A 21,592-nucleotide genomic window follows, 5' to 3' on the forward strand; every position below is an offset into this window, starting at 1 on the left:
ATCGGTGGTCTTACTCCATCAGAACGCGTTCACAACCTCACGGGGAACTACAGCTAGATGACCGCCGCGATTTGCGTACGCATGGTGATCACCACGACGAGCACCACGGCCATGATGACGGCCAGCGTGTAGAGCCAGCGGTACGTCCACAGGTGGGTGCCGACGCTACGTGGCGGCACGTGTCCGAGCGCCATGGCACGCCCGATGGTGAAGACCGCAATGGGGATAGCGGCCGCCCAGATCACCATGCAGTATGGGCACAGCGCTTTGAAGACGGCGACCGACTGGTAGGTGAAGTACGCGACGAAGACGAGCGCTCCGATCGATCCCGCCACGAGCGCGACCCACAACCACCGGGGGAAGGAAACCTTGGATAGCTGCAGCAGGGCAATCAGCGCAATGACGGAAAACGCCATGGCGCCGATCAGCGCGTTCGGCAGGCCCGCGACGAGGTGGGCTTGCGGGCTGAGAAGCGAGACGCCACACCCGATGAGCGTGTTGAGGTCGCAGGCCGGGGCCGCCAGCGGGTTCTTCAGGTATGCGAGCTCGGCAGCGAGCAGGGCCACGCTCGCCCAGATCCCAAAGAGGGAACAAACGAGGAGAACGAGTCCATACTGGGTGGCACCGAAAACGCTGGGGGTCCGGCTCGTGCGAGTCATTGCACCAGTGTATCGACAGGTTCGGCCGGAGCCAGCTGGTAGTAGGGCCGCAGCGGCGTGACGTTCACGGAGCCGCTCGAGGTGATCGAGACGACGCGGTAGTCGACCGGAAGCTGGCGGGATTTATCGAAGCGCAGGATCGTTATCTCGGCATCGGAGTTCATTCGACCCATGACGGTGTTTTCCTTCAGGCCGCGACCCGTGGAGGCATTAGTGTAACGGATCTGGGCACCGTCGCTCCCGGCGACGAGATCCGGCCCGACCCGGTGGTGGACGTGACCCGAGATCCACATGGGCGCGCAGCCCGTATTCTCGGCGACGCGCTGAGTGTAGGGGTCGTGCACGATCATGAGCGCGAGCGGCCCGCGGCACGCGGCCTGCGACAGCCGCGCCGCCATGTCGGGTTTCGACTCCTCGCGTTCGGCGAAGGTTCCTTGCCCAAGCACGGTGATCGTGGGGTCGATATCGCCCAGGATTGACAGTCCCGCGACGGTGATGCGCTCGCCCGACAGCACGTGCCAGCCGGCCGCACGCTCCTGCGCCGTCGTCGTTTTCGAATCGTGGTTTCCATCGGAGACGACAACGGGATAGTCCTGCCATGCCGTGGCGTAGGCGTCCACGCAGAACTGCTCGGCGCTCGTGCCGTTGGTCGTCGTATCGCCGCCATTGATGATGAAATCGGCGTGCACGGCATCCGCGATCCGCGCGATGGGCTCGGCGAGCGAAATATTGCAGTGCAGATCGGAGACGAAAACGGCGGTGACGAGATCATCGCCGCTGGCTTCCACGAGCTCACCGCGGCTGCCACCGGAGGCCAGGATCCGGTAGGCGGCGTGCGAGGGCGAGGGCGCGAGGGTGCGGGCGATCTCCGTGTTCACCCCGTCATAGAAGTCCATCGTCGAGTTGTATTGGGCGACCGCCGCATCGGCTCCGAGGTCAAGCAGCGGCCCCAGTTGGCCAACGACCTTGATGTCGCGAAGTGGCGTGTTCGCGAGCGCCTCGATGGACCGGGCGCCGGACAGGGGATGCCGGGCGAGCGGCGCGATCAGCAGCGCGATGCCGGCGATGGCGGTCGCGCCGAGCAGGGGCGCGATTCCCGGGGTGCGAAGGACGCGGGCGGTCACCGCGAGCGCCCGGCCGCGGGCCGTGAGCCGTACCGCGGTGATCGTGATCAGGCCGATACCAAAGGTGATGGCGGCGCGGCCAAGAATGTCAGCGATGAGGGCGTCGCGGGGACCCCGGATGGCGGCTTCCGGGTTTTCGGCGAGCTGGAGATAGGCGTTGAGGTTTGCCGTGAGCTGGGAGCCGAGATCCTGTGTGGGATCGGCCGCCGGCACCTCGTGGACGTCGACCTGGATGCCAAAAGGACGCGGCAGTGGCGAGTCGATCACGACGGCACCGAGCGGCCCCAGCGTGACGCGGATATCGCTGCTCAGGGTGGTGGTGATAACGGCGTTGTGGGGGCCGATCGCGGTGTCGACCTTCGCGGTTCCCCACCCGATGCCAAGGGACGCCGCCGTGAGCGCGAGGAAGGCGGCAATCGCGCCTCCGATGCGCCGCGGCGTGAACCGTGGGGTTACGGGCTCGTGGACGCTAACGAGCCGAGCCATGAGGCGATCGAGACAAAGAGCACGTTCGCGCCGATTCCGAGCGCGATCAAGGTGGCCCAGGTGTTCTTACAGCGTTGGGCGAGCGCGACGACGGCGAGGACGACGACGACCAGGGAGACGATCAACGAGATGAACAACAGCACCGAGGCGGCGGTTTGATCGCCGGCCGCGAGGGAGCGTCCCGTGGAGTAGGCGAATGACGCCTGGATCAAGACGACGATGATCGCGAGAACGAACGCAATCCACGGCAGCATCGATTCCGTGCGGCTTGCCGAACCAATCCGCGGCTTGTCCGGCTTTTTCTCGGGAGTTGTCATGCCTTTAGTCTGTCATGCGTCGATGACTCGTCAAGACGAATGATGACCTCGGCGATGACGTCGGCGGTCTCCTGCCACGATGAGACTTCGAGACATGGCACGCCGAGCGCCTTGACCGGGTAGTCATTGCCATGCGGGTCGAGTCGGTCGCCGATAAAGAGCATGTCGGTGAGCGCGATGCCGGTCGCCGCGGCAAGCTCGCGCATGCCGTAGGCCTTATCGACGCCGCGCGCGGTGATATCGACCGACGTCGATCCGCCGGAGCGCACCTCCAGATCGGCAAGCTGCGGAGCGAGTTCATCGCGCAGCCGGTTCTTTTTTTCGCCGCTCGGGTCCCATGCCTTCTTTGCCTCCAGCGGCGCGGCCTGGCCGAGCGCGGAGTAGGTGATTTGGGAGCCTCGGTCCTCGATCGCGGGCCCCCAGGTCTCGCTCTCCCACAGCCCGAGTTCCTTGGCCGTGGCTTCGACGGCGGCCATTGCGCGGTGGCGCTGGTCCTCGCTGAGGTTGCGCGCGTAGACCTCGCGGTAGGCCGAGCCGTCGGCAACGAGGTAGCGGGTGCCGCACGTCGGCATGAGGTGGAGCCTGCCGCTGGCCGCCTCGGTGAGGTCCAGGTGGGGCAGCAGTTGCGTTTCGAACTGCGCAAACTGGCCGCCCGAGATGACGCAGACGGGTACTCGCTCAAGGAGTTCCATGAGGCCACGGGCGACGTCGTTCGGAACCTGAGACTTCGAGGGCGCGAGGGTGTCGTCGAGATCGAAGGCGACGAGACACGGCGCGGGCCGGGATGCAAGACTGGCGGTATGACTCACGGTGATGATGTTATACCGACGATCGGATATGGGACGTATGCGCTCACGGACCCGGCATCCTCGGTGGCAAGCGCGATCGAGCTCGGCTACCGCCTCATCGATACGGCCTCGAGCTACGGCAATGAGCGCGAGGTCGGATTGGGCGTGCGAGATTCGGCTGTGGCACGCGATCAGGTCGCGGTGAGCTCGAAGCTGCGGGGCGATGACCAGGTGGCGGGCGCACGCGCGGGCCTGGAGCGAAGTTTGGACGACCTCGGGCTTAGCTACCTCGACAATTACCTCATCCATTGGCCGCTGCCGAGCCTTGGGCGCTACCTCGAGGTCTATGGCGAGCTCATGGCCGCGCGCGAGGAGGGCCTGATCCGGCGGCTCGGTGTCTCCAACTTCCTGCCCGAGCACCTCACCGCGCTTTACGACGCCTATGGCGAATGGCCTGCCATTAACCAGATCGAGCTGCATCCCTACTTCCCGCAGCAGGCGCTTCTTGCTTGGTGCCAGGAGCGCGGCATCGAGGTGCAGGCGTGGTCTCCGCTCGGCCGAAAGACCGACCTGCTCAGCAACGAGACTGTGACGACGATGGCGCTCGCGCATGCCTGTACTCCGGCCCAGTTGGTGCTGGCCTGGCACCTGGCTCGGGGCTGCGCCCCGATCCCCAAGACCGACTCGACCGAGCGCGCGGCCGAGAACCTCGCGGCAGGCTCGATCCGGTTAACCGGGCGTGAGGTCGAGGCCCTGGCGTCGCTCGAGCGCGGCCGAATCGGCGGCGACCCTGCCACCCACGTGGAGATGTAGCCGCCGTCTCACCGCCAGCTCGGCTGTGGCGCGCGCGGCACCGGTAGGGTTGAGGTCACGACCTGAGTGAAGGAGCTTTCATGGCTACGCCCCATATTTCTGCCGCCCCCGGCGATTTCGCCCCCGCTGTTCTCATGCCGGGCGATCCGCTGCGCGCCAAGCGCATCGCGGAAAAGGTCTTTGACGAGCCTCGGCTCGTCAATGAGGTGCGCGGCATGCTCGCCTACACCGGCACCGTCAATGGCAAGCCGCTGTCGGTCATGGGCTCGGGAATGGGCCAGCCCTCGGCGACGATTTATACGACCGAACTGTTTAAGTTCTACGGCGTCGAACGCATTATTCGCGTCGGCACGACGGGCGGCATCAGCCCGAACGTCTCCGTCGGCGACGTCATCATCGCGATGGGCGCGCACACGGACTCTGCCATGAATCAGCACCGGATCCCGGGCGTCAACTTCTCCGCCGTCGCCTCCTTTAACCTCGCCCAGGCCGCGGTTGCCGCCGCGGGAGACGCCGATAACGTGCACGTCGGCACGATCATCTCGCGCGATCACTTCTACCTCGTCGTCGACGGCCAGGTCCAAAAGCTTGCCGATTACGGCGTCCTTGGCGTCGATATGGAGGCCGCCGCCATGTACGGCGTCGCCGCCGAGTTCGGGAAGGAAGCGCTCACCGTGCTGACCGTCTCGGACCACCTGCTCGACGGGTCCAAAGACATGACTGCTGAGGAGCGCGAATCGAACTTCGATGGCGCCCTGAAGCTGGCGATCGCCGCCGCCCACAGCTGACGCGTGATCATCGCCCTACCTCAGGCCGGTGACCTGGCGGACTACACGGACCTCACCGACGTCGCGCTGCGCAAGAAACTCGAAACCGAGCGCGGCCTGTTCATGGCGGAGTCCTCCACCGTGATCTCGCGTGCGGTCGCCGCCGGTTACCGGCCGCGTTCCTTCCTCATGGCCGAGCGTTGGCTGGACTCGATGCGCGAGACGATCAGGCGCGCCACCGGTCACGACGACGGCGGCGAGGTGCCGGTCTATATCGGCACCGACGAGGAGCTCCGCCAGCTCACGGGCTTTCACGTCCACCGCGGAGCCCTAGCCGCGATGCACCGCCGGGAGTTGCCGAGCCTTGCCGAGACTCTCGCGGGCGCTCGCCGCGTCGCGATCCTGGAAGACATCGTCGACCACACCAATGTGGGGGCCGCATTTCGCTCCGCCGCGGCGCTCGGGGTCGATGCCATCTTGTGCACCCCATCATGCGCGGACCCGCTCTACCGGCGGGCCGTGCGCGTCTCGATGGGGACGGTCTTCCAGGTGCCATTCACCCGAATCTCGCCGTGGCCGCAGGGCATCGAGCAGCTGCGCGCACTCGGGTTTCGCGTGGCGGCGCTAGCGCTCGCCGAGAAGGCGCTCACGATCGATGAGCTCGCTGCTCGAAACGATGACAAGCTCGCGGTGGTGCTCGGGACCGAAGGCGATGGCCTCACGCGGCGCACGATCGCCGCCTGCGATGACGTCGTGACGATCCCGATGGCACACGGCGTGGATTCGCTGAACGTCGCCGCTGCGGCGGCGGTCGCCTTTTACGCCCTGCGAGCCCGGTAGCCCCTAGACGCCGCCCGCAAAATCGTGTTGCCGCCACGCTTCGTAGACGGCGATCGAGGCGGAATTCGCGAGGTTCAAGCTCCGCCGACCAGGCTGCATCGGGATCCGCACAATGCCCGCAAGCCGATCATCGGTAAGGACGCTGTCCGGAAGCCCGCTGGGTTCACAGCCAAAGAGCAGCACATCGCCCTCGTCATAGGAAATGTCAGCGAAGGAACGCTCGGACTTTCCGGAAAACGCCCAGACGCGCTTCGGCGCAAGCGCGGCGAACATGGCGTCAATATCATCGTGGATCACGAGATCAGCGAGATCGTGATAGTCGAGTCCGGCCCGCTTCAGGTGCGCATCCGAAAAGTCGAAACCGAGCGGTTTGATCAGGTGCAGTGTGGCGCCGGTGCAGGCGGCGAGCCGGATTGCGGCCCCGGTATTTCCGGGAATCCGCGGCTCGTGGAAAACAATATGGAACACTCCCCCATTAGACATTGGTCCCACCGACGAATCGAAATTCGTGACACAATCACGCTATGACCCAGGACACATCTAGCGTGACGACCGGCCATGCGCCGACGCCTGCCCCGGGGCTCCCCGTCGTCCTGGATGTGGACCTCGAAGGACGTGTGCTCGCGCGCAGCGCGAGCGAGCCACGCCAGCTCCTGGAGATCGGCCGCAAAGGTCAACCTCGCATCCTGACATCACTGGCGACCTCATGCACCGGGCTCTACATTCCCGGCCACCGCACGATCGTCGTCGAACACGACTGGGGCGGCGGGACCACGCCGCAACTGTCCCTACTCAATATGGTCGCAACCCACATTCCGGCCGGCCTCGAGGGATTTCACCTGCTCGCGCACGGCGCCGGTATCACCCATCGCGTCCTGCACGTCCACCATCAGGGCATCACGTATCTCTCCGATGACCGAAAGCGCCACACCCTCGACGTCTGGTACCGGGATTGGCGCAGCGCTCCCCAACTCCTGCACCTCGACGTGCCGGCCGATGCTCGCGCCACGACCTCCAAGGACGGGGCCAGCGTCGCAGTCTTCTCCCCCGACGTCAGCGAGATCACCATCCACCGGTTGCTCACGGGCGAGACCATCACCGTCGAGCTGCCACCCGGCAATATCGTGACGAGCACACGCCTGGTGCCCGATGGCTCCCGCATGATCACGACGTACCTGCGGCCCGACGGCTCGCGCGGCGCGTGGTGGTGGGAAGGCGCCGATCACGTGCGCGAAGCACGCCCAACGATCGGCAAAGTGATCCCCGGCGGGGTCTCTCCCGACGGCGCCCATGCCGTCTGCTTGGACGAAGCGACAAACACCTTCGTGCTGCTGTCGATCGATGGCGACGAACTCATGCGCTGGCACTGCGCTGATGTCGGGGTGACGACGAGCGCCGCCTGGAATATCGCCGGAGACATGTGCGCCGTGGACTCCGCTGGCGCATCGGGCGCGTGGCGCTGGAGGTTAGCCGACGGCGATATCACTCACCTGTGGTGATGGGAGCCAGGCGACGATACTGGCGATCGAGATACACGAGCGGCGCAAGCTCTCCTTCGGTCACCTTAATCTCGGTTACTTCGCCGACGATGAGGACCGAATCCGCGACGTCGTGGCGCGCCACGATCGACGCCCGCAGCCAGGCGGAGGCGCCCGGGAGGTAGGGCACGCCATCATCGGTGAGGTCGTAGGATCCGGGAAGGAACCGGTCACCGCCCCGCATCGCGAAGCGCGTCGCTACCTCATCGGAGGCGTCATCAAGGAAATTAATGATCACTTCCGAGGTGCCCGCAACCGCCATTCCTGCGCCCGATGCACGCGAGACTGCAAAGGCGATGCTCGGCGGTGCTGCCGCAACCGAGATCACCGATGTTGCGGTGAATCCAGCCAGTTCCCCATCAACGGTGAAGGTCACGACTGTCACGCCAGCGACGTGGCGACGAAAAATTGTTCGGAACATCTCCCGTAGTTCACTCATAGGACAAGTGTCTCATCATCCGACTACTATGGAGTGACCGCGTGACGGCACGAAGGAGACGAGATTTATGCACGTCGATCTGAACTCTGATTCGGGAGAGTCCTTCAGCAACTGGCAGATGGGCGACGACGCCACCATGATGCAGATCGTGACCTCGGCGAACATCGCCTGCGGTTTCCACGCCGGAGATGCCTCAGTGATGTCGACGACGGTTGGCCTCGCGGCAGAAAACAACGTCGCGATTGGCGCCCACGTGTCCTACCAAGACCTGGCCAATTTTGGCCGCGTCTTCCACGATGTTGCCCCGAGCGATCTGACGAGCCTCGTTCTTTATCAACTTGGCGCGCTGCAGGCCCTTGGTGCGCCGCGCGGCGCGAAGATCCGCTACGTCAAGCCGCACGGTGCGCTGTACAACACGATCGTGACCCACGAGGCTCATGCCCGCGCGGTCGTTGACGCGCTGGTGGAATTTGATGATGAGCTCCCCATCTTATGCCTGCCCAACTCCGTGATTTACCGAGAGGCTGAGCGGGCGGGACTGCGGCCCGTGGTGGAAGCATTCGCGGACCGTGCCTATACGCCTGAGGGCACACTCGTCTCGCGTCGCGAGGCCGGTGCCGTCATCACGGATCCGCAGGTCGCGGCCGAACGCATGGTGCGTCTCGCCACCGAAGGTGTCCTGGAAGCAATCGATGGCAGCGATGTCAGACTCCAGGCGGAATCGATCTGCGTGCATGGGGACACGCCCAGCGCCGTTAACCTCGCCCGTACGGTGCGGGAGGCGCTGTCGAACGCCGGGGTTGAGGTGCAGGCATTCGTATGAACCGCACGATTCGCCCCTGCGGAGATCTCGCTTTCCTCGTCGAACTCGACTCACTCGACGACGTCGTGGCGCTGCACCATGCCCTCACATCGACCAAGCCTGCCGGTTTAGTCGAATGCCTCGCGGCGGCTTCAACCGTCCTCGTCCGAGCGGTCTCGCCGGTCGCGGCGCTAGAACTCGCCAGGTATGTCCGAGGCCTCGATGTCCACGATCGGATTGAGCGCGATTCAAAGGAAATCGTCATCGATGTGCGTTACGACGGCGAGGATCTCGATGACGTTGCAAAGTTGTTAGGGATGAGCCGCGAGGCGGTCATCGAGGCGCATACCAGCCAGGCCTGGACTGCCGCTTTTGGCGGGTTTTCGCCAGGCTTTGTCTATTGCATTGGCGAGAACGACTCGCTCAACGTTCCCCGCCGGGACTCGCCGCGAACGTCGGTACCTGCTGGGTCGGTCGGATTGGCGGGACATTTTTCGGCCGTCTATCCCCGCTCCACTCCCGGTGGCTGGCAACTCATTGGCCGCTCGAGCGCACCCATGTGGGACGCGAGCGCCGATCAGCCCGCACTCGTCGCCCCCGGCAACATCGTCCGATACCGAGCTGTAAACGAACTCGTCGAGATCTCCACGACGTCCCCCTCAATGCCCACGGGAATCGAGCACGGACTCCGGATCAAATCAACCGGAATCCAGTCTCTCTTGCAGGATCAGGGCCGCCCAGGCTTCGCGGACCTCGGTGTCTCCGAATCGGGAGCCATGGACCTGCGTAGCGCTCGCCGAGCTAACCTGCTCGTGGGTAACCCGGTTGGATATGCCGTCATCGAGTCCCTCATGGGTGGCCTATCGGTGACGGCAATCGGTGACCAGGTCGTCGGCGTCGCGGGAGCCGATGTCGATATCACGGTCACGGGAGCTCCCCTGGGCGGCGATGTTCCCGACTACACACCGCCGATCAACCGCCCATTTGCGCTCCTTGATGGCCAGAGCCTGACCCTGGGCTCCCCCAAGCGCGGGATGCGTTCCTATCTCGCGGTTCGCGGCGGATTCGATGTTCCGACGGTGCTTGACTCGGCTTCCGCTGACCTGTTGTCCCAGGAAGGTCCCGCCCCACTCGCGCCCGGTGTGGAACTCCCGGTGGCGAGCGCTGCGTGGCCCAGTTTTGTATCCGACCCTAAGCATGCCCCGGCGCTACCCCGAGACGTGGTCTCGGCCTCCATCATTCTTGGCCCGCGCGATGACTGGTTCGATTCGGACCAGATCGACCTGCTGCTCTCTCAGGAGTGGACGATCACGGAGACATCGAACCGAATCGGACTGCGCCTGGATGGCATGCCGCTCAAGAGCCGGGATATCGGCGAGCTCCCCTCCGAAGGGACTGTGGCGGGCGCGATCCAGATCCCCCATGAAGGAAAACCCGTGCTCTTCATGCGCGACCATCCGGTGACCGGCGGCTACCCAGTTATCGGAGTCGTCAACCATCATGACCTTGATGTCCTAGCGCAAATGCCCCCGGGATCTAAGATCCGATTCCGCCTCTACCACCAACCCTCCGTCGCCGACGACGCCATCGGTGCGCGGGCACCGGAAGGAAACGAGTCATGAAGAAGGTCCTCATTGCTAACCGCGGCGAAATCGCGGTCCGCATCGCCCACACGTGCGCGGAAGCGGGTATCGCGTCCGTTGCGATCTTTGCCGACCCGGATGCCGAGGCCCTGCACGTGCGGGTCGCCGACGAAGCGTATTCGCTGGAGGGCGAAGAAGTAGCGGACACCTACCTAAACGTCGAGAAGATCTTGGATATCGCGCGCCGCAGCGGCGCCGACGCGCTACACCCCGGATACGGTTTCCTGGCCGAACGCGCCGATGTTGCCCAGGCCGTCATCGATGCGGGCCTAATCTGGATTGGCCCGGAGCCCCAAACGATTGAGCTGCTTGGAGACAAGGTCGCCGCCAGAAAGATCGCCGAAAAGGTTGGCGCTCCCCTCGTCAAAGGTAGCGATGGCAATGTGCCCGATTCTCGCAAGGCCCGTGAGGTCGCCGAAGAGCTTGGGCTACCGATCGCTATCAAGGCTGCCTATGGTGGCGGCGGGCGCGGCATGCGCGTCGTTCACCGCCTGCAGGACGTGGAAGAGGCATTCGAGTCGGCAGTACGCGAATCCGAGGCGGCCTTTGGACGCGGTGAGTGCTACCTCGAGCAGTTCCTAGAAAAACCCCGCCACGTCGAGGCCCAGGTTATCGCCGACAAGCATGGCAATGTCTTTGTGCTTGGCACCCGCGACTGCTCCTTGCAACGCCGTAACCAAAAACTCGTGGAGGAAGCACCCGCACCATTCCTCACGGCTGAACAAAACGACCTCATCGTCAATTCGGCGCGCGACATATGCCGCGAAGCCGGCTACGTCGGCGTCGGAACGGTGGAATACCTCCTCGGCGCGTCGGGCACGATCTCCTTCCTTGAGGTCAATACCCGCATCCAGGTTGAGCACACGGTCACCGAGGAAGTCACCGGTCTCGACATGGTCCTCGCCCAGCTGCAGATCGCGGCCGGCGAACGGGTGCCCCTGGACGGCGATGTGCAGCCGACGGGACACGCCTTCCAATTCCGGATCAATGCCGAAGACGTCGGCCGCGGGTTCCTGCCCGCCACGGGCACGATCGACGTATTCGACCCACCGACCGGCCCAGGTATTCGGATCGATACCGGAGTGCACACTGACTCGGTGATCTCCGGGCGCTATGACTCGATGCTCGCCAAGGTGATCATCTCCGGAATCTCGCGCAAGCACGCCATCCGGCGAGCGCGCCGAGCGCTCAAAGAGCTGCGGATCCGAGGAATTACGACGGTCTTGCCGTTCCATCGCGCAATCTTGGAAGAGGAGGCGTTCGTCTCCGATGAGGGCCTCGGCGTGTACACCACGTGGATCGAGCAAGAGTTCTCCGACCGCATCAAGGACGATCCCGACTTCCGGCAGGCGGTTCCGAGTCAGGAACGCGTGCGCATGATGATCGAGATCGACGGCAAGAACGCGAAGCTCGGTGTTCCCGCGGCCTTCATGCGGGCTTTGGTCGCTGGCGGCGACGGGGGCGCCCTCGATGCGCTCGACGGCTCGGTGTCGGGACAGGAGCCGGGTGATCAAGCCGAACTCCGCTCCCCTATGGCCGGCACCGTCCTCAAGGTCGTCGCGAGCGAAGGGCAGGACCTCGAAGAGGGAGATCCCGTCGTGGTCTTGGAGGCCATGAAAACGGAAACGCCAATCCACGCCCACCGTGCCGGAACCCTCGAAGAACTCGCAGTCAGCACCGGTGACAAAGTCACGCTCGACGACGTCCTCGCCCGAATCGTTACGGAATGAGGTAGTCCGAGTCCTTGGCGTCCGTAATCAGCATGTAGCCGGGGCCGTGGCCGAAGGCTAGATCGGGCGCCGATTCCATCACCGCCGCCTGGGGCGTGACGCCGCACGCCCAAAACACCGGGATGCTCCCGTCGGGAATGTTGACCGGAGAACCAAAATCGGGCCTGGCCAAGTCGGTTATCCCGATCATCGCCGGCTCCCCCACGTGCACCGGAGCACCATGCACCGCGGGATAACGCGAGGTAATCCGCACGGCATCGGAGACGCGATCGGCAGCGATTGGGCGCATCGAGACCACCAGCGGTCCCGAGATCCGGCCCGCAGTCTCACAGCGGATCGACGTTCGATACATCGAGACGTTCGTGCCCTGATCGATGTGAGGGATTCGGATCCCGGCCTCCATCAAAGGCGCTTCAAACGTGAAGGAGCAACCCAGGATGAAGGTCACGAGATCATCGCGCCAATACGGCGTGAGGTCCGTGACCGTATCGACGAGCTTGCCACGTTCGTAGACGGTATAGGCCGGAAGATCGGTGCGGATATCGCCGCCAGCAAGCAGCGGTCCGGAGGTCTCCCCCGCATCCAGGACCCCAAGAATGGGGCACGGCTTCGGGTTGCGCTGGGCGAACAGCAAGAAGTCGAAGGCAATATCCTTCGGCACGATCATGAGGTTTGCTTGCGCATAACCTGCGCACCACCCCGTCGTGGGCACGGTGAGTCCCTGCCGGAACAGTGACCGTGCCGCACGCGGGTGAAGGTCCCGTGCCTCCTCAAGCGGCGGTGCCGTGACCATGGGGCCTTATCCTCCGCTCCACAGCTGGGCGAGGCCGCCAAGCGATTGCCAGCCAAGGAAGATCGTCAGCAGCCACGTCACGACCCCGATCACCAGGAGCCAGGCGGGATACACATAGCCGTTGAGCAGGTCGCGCCGGCGCCACGCCACCCACAAAATGAGTGCGAAACCAACGGGCAGGATGAGTCCATTGACGGCACCGGCCACGATAAGAATCGTCGTCGGAGCTTGGCCCAGCAGGAGGAAGACGATCGTGGAAAACACGATGAAGCACACCGTCACGATGTTCCGCGTCCAGACCGAGGCACCTTGTTTGGTCATGAAGGACACCGAAGTAAAGGCCGCGCCAACCACCGAGGTAATGGCCGCGCCCCACAGGATGACGCCGAAAATCCTCATTCCGATCTCGCCAGCGGCAGCGCCGAAGGCGGCCGCGGCCTGATTCTCCACGCCCTCGAGGTTCACACCCGATGTCACGACACCAAGGATTGCGAGGAACAACAAGAATCGCATGACCCCGGTGACGAGGATCGAAATCACCGATGAACGAGAGATCCGTCGAACATTTTCCGGACCGACAATTCCCGTGTCGACCATGCGGTGCGCGCCCGAGTACGTGATGTAACCACCCACGGTGCCGCCAATGAGGGTCGTGACAACGATGAACTCGAACTTGTCGGGGATGACAGCCTGCTTCAGGGCCTCGCCGTACGGCGGAGCGGATACGACCGTCACGTAGATCATCAGGGCGATCATGACGAATCCCAGGATCACGACGATGGAGTCGAGCGCCTTACCGGCGACCTTCCACAAGAACACGCCAATGGCTAGCGTCGCGGTGATGACGCCACCGATCTTGGGATCGAGGCCGAGCATGGCGTTCAGTCCGAGTCCACCGCCGGCGACGTTGCCGATATTGAAGACGAGCCCACCGAGGGCCACCATGGCGCCGATGGCCCATCCCAATCCGGGAAGGACGAGGTTGCCGAGGGTATTGGATCGCTTACCGGAGACGCCGATTACTCGCCACACATTGAGCTGCACAGCGATGTCAACGATGATCGAGATCGTGATGGCAGCCGCGAAAGCGGCTCCCATTCGGATCGTGAAGTTGGTTGTTTGGGTGATAAACCCGGGGCCAATGGCCGATGTGGCCATCAGGAAGATGGCACCGATCAAGGTGCCCGACGCGGTTGCCGAGGGCGCTTTAGCAGCGCGCGTTTCCGTAGAATCGGGACCGATCGGCCCGGCAGGGTCTGTGGTCGACATGGTGATCTCTTTCGTCGAGGGATCTAGCGCATCACAATGCGAGGGTGGTCACACTCTAGCCGAGTTCCGCAACGCTTATGCCGCCCTGGGCCGATCTTGACCCAATCGTGACGTTAGGGCTGCATGGCTCGCGCTTCTCGCCGTTCGGTAATGATGGCGACGAGACCACCACCGAGAGCCCCAAACAGGTGGGCTTGCCAACTCATGTTGCCCTGCGGGATGAAACCCGCAAAGAAGGTCGTGCCCCACCACATGAAAAAGACGACAAGAGACACGATCCGAACAGCCTTGTGGCGCCTATTCTGTTCGACGAACGCAGCGACCAGGATGTAGCCGAAGTACCCGAAGATCACGCCGGACATTCCGACGGTGACACTGCCCGGAGCACTGAGCATGATGACACCAATGCCGGAGACGATTGCGGCGGTGATCGTGACGGCCCAGAATCTCTTGGGGCCTTCTACCGCTGTCATGATGCCGAGCCAGATCATGGCGATGGTGTTGTTGATCAGGTGCATGATGCCGCCGTGCAGGAACGGCGCCGTCACGATGGACCAGAGTCGACCCCAGCCGCCGGCCGGAATCCCAAAGCCCCGCCAAACCTCGGGGCCAACAACCACCTGGATCACGTAACACAGCCACATCATCAGGATCATCACAAGGGGCGGCGCAAGGCGCACCGCCCACGAACGCTGCTGCCGGTCACGAAACTCCGGGTTGGAAATCACGTCACTATTGTGCCCAGATTGCCCATGATCGCGATAGATTGGTGACATGACAAAGAGAATTCTTCTGGTGATTGCCTCGACGCGCCCCAGCCGTGTTGGCGGTCACTACGCTTCCTGGTTTGCTGATCGAGTTCGCAGCGATGACCGGTTCGAGGTCGAGATCGCGGACCTGCGCGAGATGAACCTGCCGATGATGAACGAAGAACGCCACCCGCGTTTTGGCGACTACCGCCTGGAGCACACCAAGGCTTGGGCAGAGACGGTGCGAAGCGCAGATGCCGTCGTCTTCGTCATGCCGGAATACAACTACGCATTTACGGCTCCGCTGAAGAACGCGATCGACTATCTCTTTGCCGAATGGAACGCCAAGCCTATTGGTTTCGTGTCCTATGGCGGCGCCTCGGGTGGCCTGCGAGCCGTCAACTCCCTCGCCCCGGTGATGTTCGCTTTGAACATGAAGGCCGTTCATCCCCTGGTCGCCGTGCCGTTCGCGCAGCAGTACGTGAAGGACGGCACGCTTGAGCTGCCGGATTCCTTTGGCGAGACCGCCGACGGCCTCCTGGACGCGCTCGACAAGGCGATCAGCCCGATCGAAGACCACAGCCAGGCCTGACATGTCGACTCGTTCAGCTCTCGTCATCGTCGCCCACCCCGACGACGCCGATTTTGGCGCCGCCGGAACCCTAGCGACGTGGGCGGATGATGGCTGGGATATTACGCTCGTCTGCGTTACCCGAGGGGATGCCGGCGGCGTCGATGCGGTAGAACGGGACGCCATGCCGCGGATCCGCGAAGCCGAGCAGCGGGCGGCCGCCGACATCGTGGGCGTCTCCCGCGTACTGTTCTTGGAAGGCTACCGCGACGGACACGTCGAGCCCTCCCGCGATCTGCAACGCGACCTCGTGCGGATCATCCGGCAGGTCCAGCCCGACCGGGTTCTGCTCCAGTCACCGGAGCGCTGGTACGACTTCCTGCACGCTTCCCACCCCGATCACCTTGCTGCGGGCGAGGCGGCGATGCGCGCGATCTATCCGGCAGCGGAAAACCCCCATGCCTTCCCCGAACTGCTGGAAGAAGGCCTCACCCGCTTCGTCGTACCGGAAATCTGGCTCATGGCACACCCGAGCGCAAACGAATACGTCGACATCACAGACACCTTCGAGCGCAAAATTGCCGCTCTGAAGGCTCACGAGTCCCAGACTGGGCACCTCGGTGACCGCCTGGAAGCAAATCTGCGCCAGGGTGGCGTGCGCATGGCCACCGAGGCAGGTTTGCCCGATGGCCAAGTCGCGGAGCGGTTCTATCGCATCAAGATGCTCTAGCTACGGGGATACCTGTCCCCCGTTGGCGTTCAGCGTCTCACCCACGACGTAGCTCGATTCCGGCGAGGTCAAAAAGACGTAGCACGGCGCCATCTCCGTAGGCTGACCGGCGCGTCCGAGCGGAGTGTTCTTGCCGAACTCGGGGAGCTTGTCCTTCGGCTGACCATCGGATACCTGCAGCGGCGTCCACACCGGGCCCGGGGCTACCGCGTTGACGCGGATGCCCTTCGGCGCCAGGGACTGGGACAGCCCCTTCGTGAAGTTATTAATGGCAGCCTTCGTCGAGGCGTAATCGATGAGGTGGTCCGAGGGCGAGTACGCCTGGATGGACGTCGAGTTCACGATGGTCGATCCCGGGGAGAGATGCGGGAGCGCCGCCTGACAGATCCGGAACATCGCGATGATGTTGACGTCGAAGGTCTCCACCACCTGTTCGTCGCTCAGATCCTCGAAGTTCTCGACCGAAATCTGCTTACCCGCGTTGTTGACGAGGGCATCGAGTCCACCCAGGCCCTCGACGGCTTCGGCCACGAGCTTCTCGCATGCGTCCTTCGTCGAGAGGTCTTCGGCGATGAGCACGCAGGTGCGGCCCTCGGCTTCGATGATGCTCTTCACGTGCTGGGCGTCTTCTTCTTCGGCCGGCAGGTAACCGATCGCGACGTCGGCACCTTCGCGCGCGAAGGCGATCGCGACGGCGGCACCGATTCCGGAGTCACCGCCGGTGATAAGGGCTTTGCGGCCCTTGAGGCGGCCAGTGCCACGGTAGGTTTCTTCGCCGCGGTCGGCCTTGGGTTTGAGTTCGGCGTCGAGGCCGGGTTCTTCTTGGTGTTGCTTCGGCGGGGAAATCTCCGCGAAGCGCGTTACGGGGTCTTGGAAGGTCAGCTGGTCATGCGCGGTAGCCATGCCTCCAGGCAATCACGCTGCGCGATCTCGCGCGCGTTCGCCACAAGGAGTCCGGCGTGGGTACTTTAGCCGCGCCGTAAAAACTCACCTCTCATCTGGTCTCTACTCCTGCCCGCGTGCACCAGCACATGCGTGAGCAGGCGCGCCTTGCGCGGGCTGAGGCTGCCGGCCCCGATGAGTCCCCGCGAGAGCAGATCGGTTTCACTGCCGGGGTATCCGTAGGTCCCTTCGAGCGTCCGCCCGGCACCCGTCTTGGTCGCGAAGATCACGGGTAGCCCGCCAGCCACGAGATCCTCGCAGTGGTCGGCTGCGGCCGGCGACATGTGGCCAACCCCCGAGGCTGCCACGATGAGCGCGTCGATCCCCGTCGCCGCCAGCGCCGGCAGATAGCTGCCACCCTCGGCGAGCCCCACTTCAACGATCGGGATCGAAACGTCCGAAGGTGGCGGAACTGGCAGCGGATCGAGCCGCTTGGCCGGATTCAGCATGACGGTTACGTATCCTTCGGCAACTCGCGCAATGGGTCCCCAGTCGGGCGAACGGAAGGTAGACAGCGACGTCGAATGGGACTTCGTGACGGCTCGGGCCAGGTGGATTTCGTCGTTGAAGGCAACAAGGACGCCGCAGCCACGAAGGTCGGGGCTGATCGCCGCGCGGATGGCAGCGATGAGGTTGGCGGGGCCGTCGGCGCTGGGCTGACTCGGCGAGCGCATCGCCCCGGTGATCACGAGTGGTTCGGGCTGGTCCCACAGGAGGTCGAGGAGGAAGGCCGTTTCTTCTAGCGTGTCTGTGCCGTGGGTCAGGACGATTCCGCGAGCGCCATCGGCGATGGCCGCACGCGCAAAACTAAGCGCGGCAAGGACCTCTGTCATCGTCATGGCCGGCGAGGCGAGGTTGCTGAGTGAGGTGGCGCGAATACTGGCGATATCGGCGAGCCCTGGAACCGCTGCGATGAGATCCGCCGCCGACATCTGCGGAGTAACTGCCTCGCTCGTGTCCGATGGTGTCATGGCGATGGTGCCACCGAGAGCTCCGAGCGCCACACTGGGCCGATGCGACATGTCGGCCTCCTTCCGTCTCCAATCTTTATAGCCCACGTGGCTCAGGGAGACGAACCCGCTGCGCGTTCTCACGCTCGGTAAGCTAGGTGACATGTCGAGCTCTCGGACGCAGGATCCCCGGATCAACGCGCTGCTTGCTCTCGTCGATTCGATCATGGCCCAGCGTAATCTTCCGATCGTGCCCGTACCGTTTGCGATGCAGGGCGATCCGGCTCGAGAACACATCATTGCGGCGTCGAATTTTCAGCTCTCCGCATTTGTTCCTGGCTCAGACGGCAGCTACGACAAAAGCCGCGGCCTGTTCCTCGCGACCGGTAAGATTGGGCTGCTCATCAGCGCGGGCATCATGGCAGGACAGGCGGCGCGTAATGCTCGCCGGCGCCGCGCCGCCGAGGCTGCTATGACTCCCCGGTGGGTGGCGGGCGAATCCGGAGCGCTGTGCGTCTCCCAGCTCGGGTTCTATTTGGTAACGAGCAGTGGGATCCACTTTTGGGGCTGGGGTGCGCTCGACTATGTCTCGATTACGGCAGCAGAAGAAATCGAGCTTCTGGGTCGCGCCGAGGCAGGGGCCGTACGCTGGCGCCTGCGATCCGAGGTCGCCGAACTCGTGTTCTTCCTGTGGGCGATCGTTCGAGCGCCTCACCATCCGCAGCTCACCGGCGAGCAGTGGCACATCGCGGCCGGCCGCGATTTTCATCGCGACCTGCCCGCGAGCGATTAGTCAGTTTCCGCTACGAGGATGACGTACAGGTTGCGAGGTCCGTGTACACCCTCGACACGGGAGAGTTCGATATCGCTCGTGGCACTGGGGCCGCTAATCCAGGTCAGCGGCTGGCCACTGGTCACGGCGGGTTTGACGCGAGCGACGGCTTCGGCGACTCCCGAAACCACCTGGCTTGCCCGTACGACGCACACGTGACGGTCGGGCACCAAGGTCAGCGCTCTTCGCCCTTGGTCGGGGCCGTGGTCCATGATGATGGTTCCCGTATCCGCGATGCCGACCGCTGCGGCGGTAATGACGCCCGCAATATCGTTGAGGCGCTCGGGGCTCAGCGGCTCATCCTCAGTCACGAGCCGGACCTCAGATGGCAACTCCGAGAGCCAGCCGCGTTCGAGTCCGGGAGGGACGAGCATCGAATCCGCCCCCAGATCATCAATGGCGCTAGCCACGCGGTTTGGCAGGTCTTTCGGGGTGCATCGCACGACCGTTGCGCGATATTCCGCGACCCGTTCGGCGAAGACGTCGAGCAGCTCGCCGTCAAGCTCGACAGCCTCCGCATAGCTCCAGTCGATCGGCGCATTCATCTCGGGATCGCCGTCGTGAATGTCGGCAAGTGCGCTGCGCACTCGCGCCAGCATCTCCTCACGTGCGGTGCTCACTTGTCTTCCTCCTCCTGCCACCACTGCCGGAAGGACTGTTCGGGTGGCAGTGGCACATCCCGAGCGTTCGTCCACTTAGAGATGGGCCACGGCAACGCGCCAATGTGGTCGGTGAACCGGCCGAGCGCCTTGCTACTAAGTCCCGAGGCTCGTTGCGCGGCTTCCAGCCGGGCGTGATCTGCCATGACCCAGGAGCCAGCCTTCATCATGGCTGCCTCGGCACTCGGTGTGCCTCGCTTGGAATCAACCACCTTGCCGCGCAGGTGCACGAGCAGGTCCGCGATCGGGATCTTGACCGGGCACACGTCGTTGCAGGCACCGCACAGGGAGGAAGCAAACGGCAGCGACTTATCGACCGCGGACTCGGTGCCCCGCAGCTGTGGGTTGAGAATCGCGCCGATCGGTCCGGGATAGACCGAACCGTAGGCGTGCCCGCCCACCTTTTCGAAGACTGGGCAGATATTCAAGCAAGCCGAGCACCGAATACACCGCAGCGCTTCCCGCCCGGCGGGATCGGCCAGCGCGTTGGTCCGTCCGTTATCGAGCAGAACGACGTGGACGTTTGTCGGTCCATCGCCCTCGCTCACCCCTGACCACACCGAGGTGTAGGGGTTCATTCGTTCTGCCGTCGAGCTTCGCGGCAGCAACTGCATGAAGACTTCGACGTCGTCGAACGTCGGCAGAACCTTCTCGATACCCACCACCGAGATGAGGGTTTCGGGCAGCGTCAGGCACATTCGGCCGTTGCCTTCCGATTCCACGACGACCAGCGAGCCAGTCTCCGCGATCGCGAAGTTGGCACCGGAAATCCCTACCGATGCGCGCATGAACTTGTCCCGCAGATGTGTCCTCGCGGCTCCCGCCAGATCGGCCGGGTCATCGCTCAGATCCGGAGGCGCGGGAGTTCCGTACTGCCCCATCTCCTCAAGGAAGATCTCGCGTACTTCGCTGCGGTTACGGTGAATCGCCGGCACGAGAATGTGGCTGGGCCGGTCGTGACCAAGCTGCACGATGAGTTCGGCGAGATCAGTTTCCCAGGCGGCGATGTCTGCCTCCTCGAGCGCTTCGTTAAGCTCGATTTCCTGGGTCGCCATCGATTTCACCTTGACGACCTCTTGGGCTTGGGCGGCCTTGACGAGGTCGGTGACGATCGCGTTGGCTTCCGCGGCATCGCGCGCCCAATGAACGGTCGCACCGTTACGAGTGAGGGACTCTTCCAGTTGCATCAGGTACGTATCGAGGTTTCGCAGCACCCGGTTCTTGATCGCTTCGCCCGCTGCGCGCAGCTCTTGCCAGTTCGGCACTTCGGCGACGGCGTTCGCCCGCTTGGCGCGGATCGTGTGTGTGGCGTGATAGAGGTTCTTGCGTTGTTGGACGTTACCGATTTCTGCCTTGGCTGCTGCAGGAAAACGGGGCGAGTCCGTGAGGTCGCCCTCGGGCGGCGCTGGGGTGAGCCGATGCTCCGTCATGGTCACGCATCTCCTTCGGTGTGGGCCAGGATTTCAGCGAGATGAATGGGCTTGATTCCGGCCTTCGTCCGATCAAGTACTCCCGAAATGTTCATCAGGCACGAGTTGTCGCCGGCCACGAGATACTCGGCGCCGGTAGCCGCGACGTTTCGCGCTTTATCGGCTGCCATGGCGGTCGAGACATCCGGGTTCTTCACCGAGAAGGTCCCGCCAAACCCGCAGCACCGGTCCGCATCGGGCAGGTCAACCAAGCTCAGTCCACGAACTGCCTTTAGCAGTTGGTAGGGCCGATCCCCGACCTTCGTAATGCGCAGCGAGTGGCACGTCGGATGGTAGGTGACGCGGTGCGGGAAGTAGGAGCCCACATCGCTGACACCGAGGACGTCGATTAGGAACTCGGGAAAGTCGTAGCTCTTCTCTGCGATCTGATCGATCCTGTCGACGACGCGCTCCGATATCTCCCCTCGCTCCAGTAGGCGCCGGGCGAGCATCGGATGTTGGTGGCGAATCGCGCCGATGCAGGAACCCGAGGGGCCTACGACGTAGTCGTATTTTTCGAAGGCCCGTAGATAGGTCTGCACCGAACTGGTCGCCTCATCGAAGTAACCGGTATTTGTGAAAATCTGCCCACAGCACGTTTGTTCCCGCGGAAAGTCAACATCGCAGCCAAGGCGACGCAGGACTTTGACGACCGCTTTTGGCGTCGAGGGAAACATCGTGT

The 21,592-nt window shown here is 63.8% G+C and carries 24 protein-coding genes; 10 read left to right on the plus strand and 14 right to left on the minus strand.

The genetic code is table 11. The features are described from left to right. Positions 1 to 53: 53 nt before the first annotated feature. The 4 genes from BLU67_RS08765 to BLU67_RS08780 are packed head-to-tail and all read right to left on the minus strand — an operon-like array spanning position 54 to position 3,395. A complete protein-coding gene (locus BLU67_RS08765) occupies positions 54 to 659 on the minus strand; it encodes a vitamin K epoxide reductase family protein (protein ID WP_092565084.1) in 606 nt (201 codons plus the stop codon). Continuing rightward, positions 656 to 2,269, minus strand: coding sequence for a metallophosphoesterase family protein (locus BLU67_RS08770; protein WP_092565086.1), 1,614 nt, complete (start codon positions 2,267 to 2,269; stop codon positions 656 to 658). Before BLU67_RS08770 ends, BLU67_RS08765 begins: the two co-directional genes overlap by 4 nt. Continuing rightward, positions 2,236 to 2,586 (minus strand): hypothetical protein, encoded by a 351-nt coding sequence (locus BLU67_RS08775; RefSeq protein ID WP_092565088.1) that lies wholly within the window; start codon positions 2,584 to 2,586, stop codon positions 2,236 to 2,238. The genes BLU67_RS08770 and BLU67_RS08775 overlap by 34 nt, the downstream gene beginning before the upstream one ends. Further along, positions 2,583 to 3,395 (minus strand): HAD-IIB family hydrolase, encoded by an 813-nt coding sequence (locus BLU67_RS08780; RefSeq protein ID WP_143027390.1) that lies wholly within the window; start codon positions 3,393 to 3,395, stop codon positions 2,583 to 2,585. Before BLU67_RS08780 ends, BLU67_RS08775 begins: the two co-directional genes overlap by 4 nt. Here BLU67_RS08780 and BLU67_RS08785 point away from each other — a divergent pair. The 3 genes from BLU67_RS08785 (at position 3,387) to BLU67_RS08795 (ending at position 5,794) form a co-directional block, all read left to right on the plus strand. Further along, the gene (locus BLU67_RS08785; RefSeq protein WP_092565092.1) at positions 3,387 to 4,187 is read left to right on the plus strand and encodes an aldo/keto reductase; all 801 of its coding nucleotides are present in this window, start codon (positions 3,387 to 3,389) and stop codon (positions 4,185 to 4,187) included. The two genes, BLU67_RS08780 and BLU67_RS08785, sit on opposite strands and share 9 nt — an antisense overlap. A gap of 80 nt (positions 4,188 to 4,267) precedes the next feature. Continuing rightward, a complete protein-coding gene (gene deoD, locus BLU67_RS08790) occupies positions 4,268 to 4,975 on the plus strand; it encodes a purine-nucleoside phosphorylase (RefSeq protein WP_092565094.1) in 708 nt (235 codons plus the stop codon). Positions 4,976 to 4,978: 3 nt separating this feature from the next. Beyond that, complete coding sequence (locus BLU67_RS08795; RefSeq protein ID WP_261977083.1) at positions 4,979 to 5,794, plus strand: TrmH family RNA methyltransferase; 816 nt, start codon at positions 4,979 to 4,981, stop codon at positions 5,792 to 5,794. Between the two features lie 3 nt (positions 5,795 to 5,797). Here BLU67_RS08795 and BLU67_RS08800 read toward each other — a convergent pair whose 3' ends face one another. Then, positions 5,798 to 6,262, minus strand: a complete 465-nt coding sequence (locus BLU67_RS08800; protein WP_092565096.1) for a tRNA (cytidine(34)-2'-O)-methyltransferase — start codon at positions 6,260 to 6,262, stop codon at positions 5,798 to 5,800. 56 nt (positions 6,263 to 6,318) lie between these two features. On the opposite strand from BLU67_RS08800, the gene BLU67_RS08805 reads away from it, so the two are divergent. Beyond that, a complete protein-coding gene (locus tag BLU67_RS08805) occupies positions 6,319 to 7,293 on the plus strand; it encodes a hypothetical protein (protein WP_092565098.1) in 975 nt (324 codons plus the stop codon). On the opposite strand, the gene BLU67_RS08810 is transcribed toward BLU67_RS08805, so the two are convergent. Further along, positions 7,277 to 7,771 carry a flavin reductase family protein gene (locus BLU67_RS08810; protein ID WP_092565100.1) on the minus strand — a complete coding sequence of 165 codons (495 nt, stop codon included), beginning with the start codon at positions 7,769 to 7,771 and terminating at the stop codon, positions 7,277 to 7,279. The genes BLU67_RS08805 and BLU67_RS08810 overlap by 17 nt on opposite strands. A gap of 67 nt (positions 7,772 to 7,838) precedes the next feature. Between BLU67_RS08810 and BLU67_RS08815 the strand changes: the two genes are divergently transcribed. Genes BLU67_RS08815 through BLU67_RS08825 form a run of 3 tightly spaced genes read left to right on the plus strand, consistent with a single transcriptional unit; the run spans position 7,839 to position 11,946 of the window. Next, the gene (locus BLU67_RS08815) at positions 7,839 to 8,594 is read left to right on the plus strand and encodes a LamB/YcsF family protein (protein ID WP_092565102.1); all 756 of its coding nucleotides are present in this window, start codon (positions 7,839 to 7,841) and stop codon (positions 8,592 to 8,594) included. Then, positions 8,591 to 10,195 (plus strand): 5-oxoprolinase subunit B/C family protein, encoded by a 1,605-nt coding sequence (locus tag BLU67_RS08820; protein WP_092565104.1) that lies wholly within the window; start codon positions 8,591 to 8,593, stop codon positions 10,193 to 10,195. Before BLU67_RS08815 ends, BLU67_RS08820 begins: the two co-directional genes overlap by 4 nt. Further along, positions 10,192 to 11,946, plus strand: a complete 1,755-nt coding sequence (locus BLU67_RS08825) for an acetyl/propionyl/methylcrotonyl-CoA carboxylase subunit alpha (protein WP_092565107.1) — start codon at positions 10,192 to 10,194, stop codon at positions 11,944 to 11,946. The genes BLU67_RS08820 and BLU67_RS08825 overlap by 4 nt, the downstream gene beginning before the upstream one ends. Here the strand turns inward: BLU67_RS08825 and BLU67_RS08830 are convergent. The 3 genes from BLU67_RS08830 to BLU67_RS08840 form a co-directional block, all read right to left on the minus strand. Further along, entirely contained in the window at positions 11,936 to 12,739 is an 804-nt protein-coding gene (locus BLU67_RS08830) for a putative hydro-lyase (RefSeq protein ID WP_092565109.1), read from the minus strand. The genes BLU67_RS08825 and BLU67_RS08830 overlap by 11 nt on opposite strands. A 6-nt stretch (positions 12,740 to 12,745) precedes the next feature. Next, positions 12,746 to 14,008 carry an NRAMP family divalent metal transporter gene (locus BLU67_RS08835; protein ID WP_092565111.1) on the minus strand — a complete coding sequence of 421 codons (1,263 nt, stop codon included), beginning with the start codon at positions 14,006 to 14,008 and terminating at the stop codon, positions 12,746 to 12,748. Positions 14,009 to 14,121: 113 nt separating this feature from the next. Continuing rightward, positions 14,122 to 14,736, minus strand: coding sequence for a rhomboid family intramembrane serine protease (locus tag BLU67_RS08840; RefSeq protein ID WP_176780761.1), 615 nt, complete (start codon positions 14,734 to 14,736; stop codon positions 14,122 to 14,124). 46 nt (positions 14,737 to 14,782) lie between these two features. Here BLU67_RS08840 and BLU67_RS08845 point away from each other — a divergent pair, with 46 nt between their 5' ends. Continuing rightward, positions 14,783 to 15,349, plus strand: a complete 567-nt coding sequence (locus BLU67_RS08845; protein ID WP_092565115.1) for an NADPH-dependent FMN reductase — start codon at positions 14,783 to 14,785, stop codon at positions 15,347 to 15,349. Position 15,350: 1 nt separating this feature from the next. After that, positions 15,351 to 16,058, plus strand: coding sequence for a PIG-L deacetylase family protein (locus BLU67_RS08850; protein WP_092565117.1), 708 nt, complete (start codon positions 15,351 to 15,353; stop codon positions 16,056 to 16,058). Here BLU67_RS08850 and BLU67_RS08855 read toward each other — a convergent pair whose 3' ends face one another. Continuing rightward, entirely contained in the window at positions 16,059 to 16,961 is a 903-nt protein-coding gene (locus BLU67_RS08855; protein WP_092565119.1) for an SDR family oxidoreductase, read from the minus strand. A 65-nt stretch (positions 16,962 to 17,026) separates the two neighbouring features. Further along, on the minus strand, positions 17,027 to 18,022 hold the full coding sequence (locus BLU67_RS08860) for an asparaginase (RefSeq protein ID WP_092565121.1): 996 nt from the start codon (positions 18,020 to 18,022) through the stop codon (positions 17,027 to 17,029). A 91-nt stretch (positions 18,023 to 18,113) separates the two neighbouring features. On the opposite strand from BLU67_RS08860, the gene BLU67_RS08865 reads away from it, so the two are divergent. After that, on the plus strand, positions 18,114 to 18,743 hold the full coding sequence (locus BLU67_RS08865) for a hypothetical protein (RefSeq protein WP_092565123.1): 630 nt from the start codon (positions 18,114 to 18,116) through the stop codon (positions 18,741 to 18,743). On the opposite strand, the gene BLU67_RS08870 is transcribed toward BLU67_RS08865, so the two are convergent. Genes BLU67_RS08870 through BLU67_RS08880 form a run of 3 tightly spaced genes read right to left on the minus strand, consistent with a single transcriptional unit; the run spans position 18,740 to position 21,587 of the window. Next, positions 18,740 to 19,402 (minus strand): LutC/YkgG family protein, encoded by a 663-nt coding sequence (locus tag BLU67_RS08870; RefSeq protein ID WP_261977084.1) that lies wholly within the window; start codon positions 19,400 to 19,402, stop codon positions 18,740 to 18,742. The genes BLU67_RS08865 and BLU67_RS08870 overlap by 4 nt on opposite strands. Next, a complete protein-coding gene (locus tag BLU67_RS08875) occupies positions 19,399 to 20,871 on the minus strand; it encodes a LutB/LldF family L-lactate oxidation iron-sulfur protein (protein WP_092565125.1) in 1,473 nt (490 codons plus the stop codon). The genes BLU67_RS08870 and BLU67_RS08875 overlap by 4 nt, the downstream gene beginning before the upstream one ends. A gap of 2 nt (positions 20,872 to 20,873) precedes the next feature. Then, positions 20,874 to 21,587: a (Fe-S)-binding protein gene (locus tag BLU67_RS08880; RefSeq protein ID WP_092565271.1), complete on the minus strand. Its 714-nt coding sequence runs from the start codon at positions 21,585 to 21,587 to the stop codon at positions 20,874 to 20,876. Positions 21,588 to 21,592: the final 5 nt, after the last annotated feature.

This window comes from Bowdeniella nasicola (genome assembly GCF_900107735.1).
GTDB lineage: Bacteria > Actinomycetota > Actinomycetes > Actinomycetales > Actinomycetaceae > Bowdeniella > Bowdeniella massiliensis.